Genomic DNA, 11,201 nt, shown 5'->3' with positions numbered 1-11,201 from the left:
CGGTCAAAAGTCTTATTTTAAAATTCTATTTACCTAAAACATAAGTAATACGACCTATATTCCAGTCGATTTATAGAGGGAATTTGTCGATACCCGTCTTCCTTTGTTTGCTCAGTGTGTCCAATGACATATGTTCCTTTGGAGTTATGGATATTCTCCTTATGTCTCTACGATCTGGATGACTATGATAAACATCACTTCCTCCCACCCGGTGCAAGTGCTACAGTTGTAAACGACCAACTGACTATTTTGGTAATACAGTCAAAAAAATTTTTCATCTTTTTATGCTAAGGAGGTGCATATGCCATGAGAACCATTGATCGAAGGCAGCAGGTCATGGACTCAGCAGAGAAATCGTTCGCGCTGTTTGGTTACAAGGCCACAACCATGGAACAGGTAGCGAGGCTTGCCAATGTGGGCAAGGGAACCATCTATACTTTTTTTGAAAACAAGGAAGAACTGTTCGGAGAAATTCTCCACTCGATCATTACGGATATGAAGCAAATTACGGAGCAAACGGTAAAGGAAGATCATTCGTTTTTGGATAATGTGCATGAGAGTATGGACGCTTTGCTGGAGTATAGGGAGGAACATGAGCTGCTGATTAAGCTGTTTCAGGAGGTGAACGAGTTTGGCACGCCTCAAGCGAAGGAAGGTCTGCAAAAAGTAGAAACAGCCATTCTCGAATATCTGGAACGTCAAGTTCAGCGCGCCATGGAACTACAGCAGATTCGCGAGGACGATCCCAGACTGGTCTCTTTTGTCCTGTTGAAGCTGTATGTCACCTTAACTTCCGATTGGAACAAAGCGCATCCTTCGCTCAACAAGGATCAGATCAAGGATTTCGTGGGCCTCTTTCTCAAAAGGGGATTATCCCCTACATAAAGAAAGATGCGCGGCTGAATCCTTGATCGATTAGAGATAGATAGAACAGCAGAGTAGCGTAATGATAGGGAGAGAACATGATGAAATCATTCACTGTATTTGGGCAGGATTTGAAATCCGCCTTCAAGAAACCGAAAGTATTTATTCCGATTCTCGTGGTGCTGTTCATTCCGGTACTGTATAGCGGCCTGTTCCTCAATGCGTTCTGGGACCCTTACGGCAAAATGAATGAACTGCCTGTCGCCGTGGTCAACACGGATCAAGGGGCGATCTACAATGACAAATCGCTGGAGGTTGGACAAAATCTGGTCGATGAATTGAAAAAAAGCGATGACTTCAACTGGCAATTTGTGACCCGGGAAGAAGCCGAGAAAGGTATGGAAGACAACACGTATTATATGACGATTGTTATTCCGGAGAATTTTTCAGCCAGAGCAACCACTCTGATGGATGACCATCCCGAGCCGGCAGAGCTGATCTATGAACCCAATGAAGGCTACAACTTCCTTGCGGGGCAGATTGGCGGGACTGCGGTCAAACAGATCAAATCCAAAGTCTCTGCCAAAGTGACGGAATCATATACGGAAACCCTGCTGGATCAGGTAGAGAAAATCTCTAGCGGTTTGGCAGATGCCGGAGACGGCGCAGGTCAGATCAACGAGGGTGCGGTTAAGCTGGATGAAGGTGCCTCCAAGTTGAAAGAGAACCTGTCCAAACTTGCCGATGGAACCAACAAACTCGAAACAGGCATTACCCCGTTAAAAGAAGGCACGAACACCTTGGCTCAGGGTATTAGTGAGCTTCATACGGGAGCGAGCTCCCTTTCCAAAGGTTTGTCCCAATTGGCGGCAGCAGGTGCGAAGCTCGGTGATGGAGCAGCACAGACAGAAGCTGGCGGCAAAAAGTTACAGGCTGGTATTCAATCCGCTCAGGAAGGGGCCGCTCAATTGGATGCCGGATTAGCAGCCTCCGAAGCAGGCAGCGCCAAGCTGACTGCGGGATTGCAGACCTCCGTTGAAGGCAGTGGCAAAGTAAGTGAAGGCGCCAAGGCCGTTGCGCAAGGACTAGCCCAACTCGCTGATGCCAGTCCGGAGCTCGCTGCCAACCCGGCTGTACAGCAGCTGCTGGCAGCGAGCCAGGCTGTTGCTGCTGGTAGCGAACAAGTGTATCAAGGTGGACAACAACTGGTTCAAGGCAGCCAAAGCCTGCAAGCTGCGCAGCTGCAGCTGCATCAGGGCAGCAGCCAGTTAGTGCAGGGTGAACAGCAGCTTTTAGAAGGAGCCACGCAATTGTCCGCTGGACAGGGTCAGCTTGCGACTGGCCTCCAGCAGTTCAACGCCAAATTGTCTGAGGCTGTCGTTGGCGGAGCCAAACTTGCAGAGGGTTCGAGTCAATTAAACGCGGGTGCAGGGAAACTGGTTGATGGGTTGAGCCAACTTTCAGCCGGAATCACCACCATTGCCGATGGTTCCCGCAAGCTGGATAACGGCGCAGGAGATTTAAAAGAGGGTACCGCCAAGTTGAGCGATGGCTCCGGTGAGCTTGCCACCAAACTGAATGATGCCGCCGATCAAACGGGCAGTGTGAAAAAAACGGATGAACTTGTAACGATGTATGCAGAGCCTGTTCAGGTGGATGAACATAAACATAATGAAGTTCCCAACTATGGTACAGGATTCTCGCCATACTTCCTGTCATTGGGACTCTTTGTTGGGGCATTAATTGCAACGCTGGTTGTACCCACACGCAGCAGCTCGGTTGCCGATGCAAGTGGCTGGAATCGTTTTGTGAGCAGAACGCTGGCTTTTACGATCATGAGTGCGGTGCAATCCCTGCTCGCTTCCTGGCTTGTCTTGTCCGGCTTGGGCCTGGAAGTTCAAAGCGTGCCTTTGTTCCTTTTATTCAGTTTCGTGACCAGCCTGACCTTCATGTACATCATTCATTCTCTGGTTACCTGGTTGGAGAATCCAGGCCGCTTCCTGGCGATCCTCATGTTAATCTTCCAATTGACCACCAGTGCGGGTACGTTCCCGTTGGAGCTCATTCCAAACTGGCTGAAAGTTTTCAACCCATGGCTGCCAATGACCTATTCGGTAACCGGGTATAAAGCGGTTATTTCGAGTGGACAGTTCAGTGTGGCTTGGGAGCAGATCGGAATTTTATGTATCTTTGCAGTGATCGGTCTGACGGTTACCTTTACGTACTTCATGGTACATCGTAAAAGTGAGGTTGAAGAAGTCAATAGTGAGGCAGTGCTTCACGTGTAGGATGGAAAATAAAAAGCAAGGCATGTTATAAGCAACATCCTCGCCTCAATAACAGCGGGTGTTTGCTTATACACGGCCTTGCTTTTTTAGCAAGAGACAATTCTTGAATCCACTATTCTTATCATTCTAATATGTAGAAATATCCGTGCTAACGTAGAAGAAGGCTGCAGCCAGGACGAACAAAATGATAATTGCATAAATTGCCGTGCCAATGATGCCACAGACAAGACCAGCAATGGCGAGTCCTCTTCCCTGTTCCATGCGAAGCTTGATTTCTTTAAGAGAAATAGATGCAAATACGATAGCAACAATACCTATCAGAAATCCCAAGTATGGAATCATGACTGACAAAATCCCCAAGACAAGAGCTGCGATCGACTTGCTATTGGTTTTTGGTACTACATAAGGTGGTGGCGGAAGCGGATCGCTATAATAACGATCCACATCATTGTGACGTTGATCCAAAGGTAAATCCTCCCTGTTTATTAAGTAGTCTTATTATACTTGATTAACCGGGAAAATATGCTCCATTATTTGTAAATATTCCGATTTTATTAAATATATTTATTGGTTCGGCTAAATACGTCAGGTGTGCAAGTGATGAGAACTATAAGACTCTAGTTAAGGACAATAAGATAAACATAGCGAAATGATCTAAAATCATTCAAGAGGAAACTTGCCTTTTATTTGCGCCTCACCCCATCTATCATCCACGCACTCCATACAGAGTGCGACCTTCAGGAATTAGGTAAACATCTAAAACGTGAACGATTTCAATCCACGCACTCCATACAGAGTGCGACGAAAGCGGATTAACACTTGGATCAGCCAGTTTTGTATTTCAATCCACGCACTCCATACAGAGTGCGACCCATTTGTCCCAAAATGCTTTAATCTCGTTGAATATATTTCAATCCACGCACTCCATAGAGAGTGCGACGTGATTCAAATTTTCAATTGGAGCTGGGTGATTAGATTTCAATCCACGCACTCCATACAGAGTGCGACTTTGCTCTCGGACAGCAGCGTTTCGGATTCACGCTTATTTCAATCCACGCACTCCATACAGAGTGCGACTGGATTGCAACGGATCGACCAAGAATGCTTTCAAATTTCAATCCACGCACTCCATACAGAGTGCGACTAAGTATTCTTGCTGCATGGGCTGCATTTTGATATATTTCAATCCACGCACTCCATACAGAGTGCGACCCACGTTCCTTCAGCTCATCAACTTGAGCATCAATATTTCAATCCACGCACTCCATACAGAGTGCGACGAGCACAGTCTTTAACATGCTGAACTACTATGACATTTCAATCCACGCACTCCATACAGAGTGCGACGGTTTCATTGATGACGATATCCCGGTTGAACAGATTTCAATCCACGCACTCCATACAGAGTGCGACTTCCATTGGGTTTTCCCTGAATAGCACCATCATATTTCAATCCACGCACTCCATACAGAGTGCGACCACAGAACGTTTAACGGTCATGCTCTCATTTATGGTATTTCAATCCACGCACTCCATACAGAGTGCGACTGGTAACGGCATTGAGGGTGCGGCATTTGCGTTATTTCAATCCACGCACTCCATACAGAGTGCGACGGCGGCTTTGCCAGTGAAAGGAGTTGTATACTTTTATTTCAATCCACGCACTCCATACAGAGTGCGACCATAGCCAAATTCATACAATTATCAGGTGTTAGCTATTTCAATCCACGCACTCCATACAGAGTGCGACGCCGTTTCCTGCCACGTTAGGCGCACATCCAGCCGATTTCAATCCACGCACTCCATACAGAGTGCGACCCATAATACAATAAACAGTGATTAAAAATCAATAGATTTCAATCCACGCACTCCATACAGAGTGCGACCAAGCTCAATCAGGAGATTCTCGGCCGCGCACAATTTCAATCCACGCACTCCATACAGAGTGCGACTGTCTACGTCAGCAGTATTATGCGCAAGTATATGAGATTTCAATCCACGCACTCCATACAGAGTGCGACCGGTAATAGGGTCTTTCATATCATAACGGTATGTATTTCAATCCACGCACTCCATACAGAGTGCGACGTTTGCAAGCGAGGACGTATCAACTCCCCTGAAATTTCAATCCACGCACTCCATACAGAGTGCGACAGGCGGTTCTTTTAAAAAATGGGAAGATATGACGATTTCAATCCACGCACTCCATACAGAGTGCGACAGCGAAAAATCACGCAATATCTGTATTTCAGAAGTAGATATTAACGTCTTTTCGTTATTTCCACTTAGTTAAAACCCAGTATCAATCATTCTCCACTATCGATCATTGCCAAAAGGTCACAAAAATGACCTTTTCGACAAGTTTCGAGGTGCGAATCCCCCAGGGAATTCATGTGAGCTTGGCATTCGCACCTGTTAAAGTATTAAAGGATCGCTCATATCATAGGAATCTTTGGCTCCCACATGTTGGACTTTACTTTTGTAATTATCGCCTAAGTTGTAAAATCGGAGACTATCTGTATTCTTATCAATCAATTCTTCCAGTTCGAATCTTAATCGTCTAAACTGGGCAGCATCCAATATACATTCAAACACCGAGTTCTGCACTCGCTGACCGTGATCCACACACTTTTTTGCCACTTTAGATAGCCTTCTTCGGCCTTCACTGTCTGTTGTGCTCACATCATACGTAATCAAAATAAGCAATCGTCACACCTACTTCCACAGAAACGGAGGATATTCATCCAGATCTCCGCGTATATATCTTGCCAGTAGTAACGCTTGAGTGTATGGTACAAGACCCCAAGATATTTTTTCATTCAAATACGGATGCATAATCTTGTCCTGTTTACGATCTTGCCACGCTTTTAACACTCTCTTTCTTGTTTCATCATCCATAATGACTGCAAGATTTTCTTTTACATAAAAGCCTTTATCGTTAATCACTTTTTTGTTAATAAGAGAGAGCACAAAACGGTCTGCGTACACTCCCCGAAGTTCCTCCATCATATCCAGTGCAAGAGAAGCTCTGCCAGGACGATCCCGGTGCAAAAAGCCGACATATGCATCAAGTCCGACAGATTCAAGTGCAGACTTCATATCATTAGCGAGCAAGGTATAGGCAAAGGATAATAATGCATTCACTTTATCTAAGGGAGGACGTCGACTGCGTCCGTAAAAGTAAAATGACTCCTTTTGCTGTAGGATCAGATCATCGAATACGGAGTTATATTGAACAGCGGCAGAACCTTCCAAGCCACGCAATACGTCCAATTGCTCTACCTCGCGTAACAGCTTCATCGTTTCGCCTAGCGACTCTGTAACCTTCTTCATTCGTTCCGTGTCGATGCGTAGAGCATAATCCCGTGTCGCACGTTCCAAAATCCACTTGTTGTTGTACAATTTGCCTGTAATCATATTACGAGCAACCCTCGCACTACGCACCTCATCGTCCGAGATACGATACTGTTCTTTGCGAAGAACCACATTTCCACGATCCTCACCAATGACCCGTGCGAGGAATCGCCCTGTTCGTGTCATAAACGTCAAACTAACATTGCGAGACGCACAAGCCCCCATCAGTGCTGGACTTACTCCAGCATAGCCAAAGGTGCATACGGCCTCCAGATTATGCAGCGGATAACGAGCAAGAATTTCTTCCTCCTGCTTCACCACAATGTTCTCACCATCCAGTGAAAGGTATGTATCAGGTAATGTCACAAATAAGGTGTTTAGCAGTTTTTTCATTCATTTAACCTGCTTTCGATGTAACTTGAAACAGAGCGTTTGTTCAAGATATCAGGTACACAAATATTGTTCAAAGAACAATTTAGGCAGTGTGGCCCGGCTTTGGCTTTTGGTGTATGATTCCGTTCAAAGTAAGATCTCATCGCTTCAATACTCGCTCTCACACGTTCCCGATCTGCCGCAGTAATTATGACTTCTACCCGATGCTTGATCTCGTCATAATAAAAATAGGCCTTGTGAATATCACATACGAGCATCTCTTCAAGACACATGACTTGTGCTACCAGTTGTGAGTGATCAGAATCATTTCGCTTGGGTTTCCCTCGTTTGTATTCAACAGGAAAAGGAAGGTATAGCCCCTCCTCCCCAGCAAGCGGAACTCCAGCCGGGTTACGGATGAATTCCACCACATCACAGATGCCTGTGATGCCAAGTTCTCTCGATTGTACCGGAAGTGCACGAACCACCAATTTATCGCCCCGTTTCTCACGAAGCGCTGGTTGATCTGCCTTTCGATGCAAATGATCTCCCTCAATGGTACGCACATTATCTTCCCACTGTTGTTCAATATGAATTAATGCCCACTGCCTTCTACAAAAGTTAAAATGCTGAATACCCGAAAGCAGCAGATAATCCTCTTCGTTATAGTCCTTCATATTCTTGGACTGCTAATCCATCGAGCGGCTGAATATCATAGGTATAACGTGCATAAGTGTTTTTCTCAGCCTCGGTGACTTCCAGATTCTCTTCTATGACCAATGAACGATGTACCTTTGCAGAAGAGTATTGTCCCAGCTTAGATTTGTGCTCCCACCAGTACAGCTTGTGTACCTCCATGCTTCCGTCAGGACGAGCAGAGGATGTATCGTTGGCGAACAATGTGCGAAGCGCCTCCCTCAACTTTTCCGCATCCTCATATGTAAATCCAGTCTTCTCTGCAAGCTGTGTGTTGATGCTGCCATATATCACGTATACGCCAAAATCGACACGGTGTTTCATGCCCATGGTGTCCGAGCCACGTTTGTCTGGATCTTTGGGAGAGGTAACAGAGTTGACGCTTTTCGTAATTTGCATGCTGCTAATATCGATCCGATCCTGACTTACCGCAGTATGAATAGATACCGGACCACGAATACCTACCGACACATCTGTTCCGCTAAAAGCAAAAACCTGCCCGAAGCTGCGTACATCTATCCAAGACTGACATGCCGCATCTGCATATAATTCCTTATTGGCTTTTTTACCCTTAGCGTGTTCCTGTACGGCTTCATTAGCATCGACTCGATCCTTGATCGAACGGTGTCCATCATCCCGACGATCATCGGATTGTACCAGTATTGACTCACCCATATCTTGTAGACGGTTGCGCAGCTTGCGCTTGATGCAAACGTCGGAAATCTCTCCGTAACCATCATAATTCTGACGTGGACGGTTCCCGTTCAGCGGGTCACCATTCGGATTGGCATTGCGGACAGAGACTACGACAGCAAAATCAATTTTACGATCCAATACGCTCATTCAATTTTCCTCCTGTGTATCGTTATCTTCACCTTGGTGTGTGTCTGATGTACCCGTCGCTTCCTTCGCTTTTTTACTGGTGTACAGATCGTTACGCTGGCTGTAAAAGCCAAGCAAATACAACCCAGTTAGCGGTTTGTCTGTGTAATCTTCCAGGTTGAGCATCGCACCTACCTCATCTAGCAAACTGTTGTAGTATCTTGCATCCGTACCCATTTTAGCTTGATAAGGTTGTAAGTTCGACTGAATAATACTCCAAGTACGTCCCGGACGTTGGGCAAAAGCATTCATGTAACGAATCGCATTGCTGGCCCGTTTCTCTTCTCGTCCCAGCGCTCTTCGTTCCAGCACATCGGCAATCGCCAGCATCCGTCCAAACAAATAACTGCGATCCGTCGTTTCCGTGTTCAAACCCACATCGAAGCCCTCCTTCTCATTCTCCTTATTCACCAAGGCACAAGCGATGCTCAGCGTCTTCTCCCATTCCCATGTTTCCATCCCAATCGGGTTCGATGCACGCTGTACAACACTTCGCACGATATCACGAGGCAACTCACGTCCTACTTCTATAATACATGGCAGGATTCGCTCCATCAGACCTTTGACCAGTTTGTCGCTCGCTCTAGGTCCGTATGCCGCAAACGCAATATCTCTTGTCGCAGGTGCTCCGGTAAAGGTCGTCCAGTGGCTGTCCTTGTCCTTCCGGTACCGATGTTGCCAGTAACAACTCGTATGCCACTTTTCCAATCGATCGAGGTAATCCTCATGATTCAAATCCTGATAGTACGTGATCGACATTCGACCTGGCGTCGCCGCGTCCAGCACCATAATCGTGATATGGGCGTAATGCTCACCATCATAACGGTATCCGTCAATGGCTTTCTTAATCTCTCGCGCAAAAGCTTTGGACGTTGTATCACCTGCCGGTGCAGGATTTCCAGAGTTGGACGAATTATCTCCGTAGGCATCCACATCGAAATCCTCTTCAAACTCACGATCTTCGTCATAATCTTCCAACTCTTGGGCAGCTTCCCTCAATTCCAATGCATCCTGATGAGGTTCCGGCAAGTCCAGCCGCTGGTTTCCCCATACGACAAACACTTTACCGTCAATCGTAATTCCTTGCCTGTCAATCAGCCATTTAAGCGCATTATGTCCCTTTTGTGATGCCATGTAACTGACAGATGCAGCCTCACGACTGGTTCGAAACCTTCCACGATAAGTAAATCCTGCCGAGTCATTTGCCGAAATCAGCTTAGATTTGTCGCCAGAATGCCGAATTCGGGAGGTATGTTTATCGGCAACAGGCAATATTTCTCCCGTCACATAACAGATATCCATATCCACAAGACTACTCTTATAAAACTGAACAAATGACTGTTGTACCTCTATATCTCGCCACAGTCTCGCCTCTGGGTCACCAGGAATGTTGACAGCGAACCGCACAAACGCGCTGCTCTGATCAGATGCCAGCACATTGAAGATCGGCGGTTTTTCACTCGCTTCCTGACTTGGGGCCGGAGCCCACTTATCCCGCAGTTTCCCCTGTTCATCAACATGCAGGATACCTTCGGCAACGAGATCAGCAATCAGAGTTCCTTTGCGGACATATTCATACACGCTCTGCACTTTTTCATGGGAGTAGGGCGAATCGCACCAAGCCTTCAATTGAGCCAGATAATCCTCATAAGGCGTGCCTTTTACATCACCGCAGAACTGAACAAAATCCCCAGCCACATACACCAACTTGTCAAAAAGCGGATATGGCACCGGAGCGCTTGTCCTGCTGGCCGCAGCTTCGGTACACGGAATGATCGTGCTGCCCTCTACCTTGTCTCGAACGTAGGCGGTGGAGAAGTTTCCTTTCCCATCCAAATGCACTTCGATATGTGCAGTCTGCGTTGTATGAGCGACCGGGATCAGAGCGTATTCGCGCCCATTTTTTTTCGTTTCGAATCGTCCTACTGACAATATGTTGTCATTGTAGGTTTGCGTCAGATTCGCCAGCCAGCTCATACCGTATCACGCCCCTCAAACCATTCGTCATACAACTCATCCACAGATTTCATGTTATCTGTGTGGAATACTTTGGATGTGCCTTCCCCTATACTACGCACCAACGTGCACTCCTCGGGACGATCGAAACGAATAATACCGTTATTCATCTTGGCCCGCCACAATCGCACTTCCCGCTCATTGCGCCCTGTCTCATCCGGGTAGTTCATACCATGCACCATCGTTCCAAAATCAATCTCTGGCACCTTGTCGTACGCGCCTTCTCCTTCGCCGAATAGACAAGGCTCCACATATGCCTGACATTCGCGAGTTCCGAGAAAAATATCTCTGCGTCCACCGACGTTCACCGCTCGCTTGGCGATATTATGGTGTTTGTGCTCATTTCGGTCGTAGGCCAAGTCTTCCCGATGGGGATTGAACCTGAAATGAGCTTTGACCTGATAACATACGTCTTTCAAATATGTATAATAGGCCAGCGTATTTCCACCATTGTATTCGATAGGGCGCATCCCTTTGGATTCGGTCTGGATTGGCTTCACGATTCGAACCTCATCCACGATCCAGATAATGGTTGGTTTCCAGTAGATGGATTCTACGATCCCTTTCAGCGCTTGATATGTCGGTACCTGATAGCTAAATTTCTCACCTCCCAGCTTCGTCAGCGGATCGGTAAACAACGCATAGTTGCCATATACTTTGAATTCAATCTGGTTCCGCATTGCATAATCCTCCTTTCTGGATAAACGTTGGTGAAGCTTCGGGGAGAAA

Annotated in this window: 9 protein-coding genes and 1 CRISPR repeat array; of the genes, 2 read left to right on the top strand and 7 right to left on the bottom strand. The window is 46.6% G+C overall.

The window, feature by feature from the left end:
- Positions 1 to 306: 306 nt before the first annotated feature.
- Positions 307 to 885 (top strand): TetR/AcrR family transcriptional regulator, encoded by a 579-nt coding sequence (locus MHB49_RS06215; protein ID WP_405155464.1) that lies wholly within the window; start codon positions 307 to 309, stop codon positions 883 to 885.
- An 80-nt stretch (positions 886 to 965) separates the two neighbouring features.
- Positions 966 to 3,152: a YhgE/Pip family protein gene (locus MHB49_RS06210; protein ID WP_405157055.1), complete on the top strand. Its 2,187-nt coding sequence runs from the start codon at positions 966 to 968 to the stop codon at positions 3,150 to 3,152.
- A gap of 126 nt (positions 3,153 to 3,278) precedes the next feature.
- On the opposite strand, the gene MHB49_RS06205 is transcribed toward MHB49_RS06210, so the two are convergent.
- From MHB49_RS06205 to cas5c, 7 genes are all read right to left on the bottom strand, one after another.
- Complete coding sequence (locus MHB49_RS06205; protein ID WP_405155463.1) at positions 3,279 to 3,617, bottom strand: DUF4190 domain-containing protein; 339 nt, start codon at positions 3,615 to 3,617, stop codon at positions 3,279 to 3,281.
- Between the two features lie 237 nt (positions 3,618 to 3,854).
- Positions 3,855 to 5,373: direct repeats of the CRISPR family, unit length 33 nt; unit sequence ATTTCAATCCACGCACTCCATACAGAGTGCGAC.
- Positions 5,374 to 5,567: 194 nt separating this feature from the next.
- On the bottom strand, positions 5,568 to 5,858 hold the full coding sequence (gene cas2, locus MHB49_RS06200) for a CRISPR-associated endonuclease Cas2 (protein ID WP_405155462.1): 291 nt from the start codon (positions 5,856 to 5,858) through the stop codon (positions 5,568 to 5,570).
- A 9-nt stretch (positions 5,859 to 5,867) separates the two neighbouring features.
- A complete protein-coding gene (gene cas1c, locus MHB49_RS06195; protein WP_405155461.1) occupies positions 5,868 to 6,899 on the bottom strand; it encodes a type I-C CRISPR-associated endonuclease Cas1c in 1,032 nt (343 codons plus the stop codon).
- Positions 6,896 to 7,555, bottom strand: a complete 660-nt coding sequence (cas4, locus tag MHB49_RS06190; protein ID WP_405155460.1) for a CRISPR-associated protein Cas4 — start codon at positions 7,553 to 7,555, stop codon at positions 6,896 to 6,898. The genes cas1c and cas4 overlap by 4 nt, the downstream gene beginning before the upstream one ends.
- Positions 7,542 to 8,417, bottom strand: coding sequence for a type I-C CRISPR-associated protein Cas7/Csd2 (cas7c, locus tag MHB49_RS06185; RefSeq protein WP_405155459.1), 876 nt, complete (start codon positions 8,415 to 8,417; stop codon positions 7,542 to 7,544). The genes cas4 and cas7c overlap by 14 nt, the downstream gene beginning before the upstream one ends.
- Positions 8,418 to 10,433 carry a type I-C CRISPR-associated protein Cas8c/Csd1 gene (cas8c, locus tag MHB49_RS06180; protein ID WP_405155458.1) on the bottom strand — a complete coding sequence of 672 codons (2,016 nt, stop codon included), beginning with the start codon at positions 10,431 to 10,433 and terminating at the stop codon, positions 8,418 to 8,420.
- On the bottom strand, positions 10,430 to 11,152 hold the full coding sequence (gene cas5c / locus MHB49_RS06175) for a type I-C CRISPR-associated protein Cas5c (protein ID WP_405155457.1): 723 nt from the start codon (positions 11,150 to 11,152) through the stop codon (positions 10,430 to 10,432). The genes cas8c and cas5c overlap by 4 nt, the downstream gene beginning before the upstream one ends.
- Positions 11,153 to 11,201 lie beyond the last annotated feature (49 nt).

The sequence above is a fragment of the Paenibacillus sp. FSL K6-0108 genome (assembly GCF_045040695.1).
GTDB classification, from domain to species: domain Bacteria; phylum Bacillota; class Bacilli; order Paenibacillales; family Paenibacillaceae; genus Paenibacillus; species Paenibacillus pabuli_B.
Note: the sequence above shows the minus strand (reverse complement) of the source record. Positions and strands in the feature narration are given on the sequence as shown.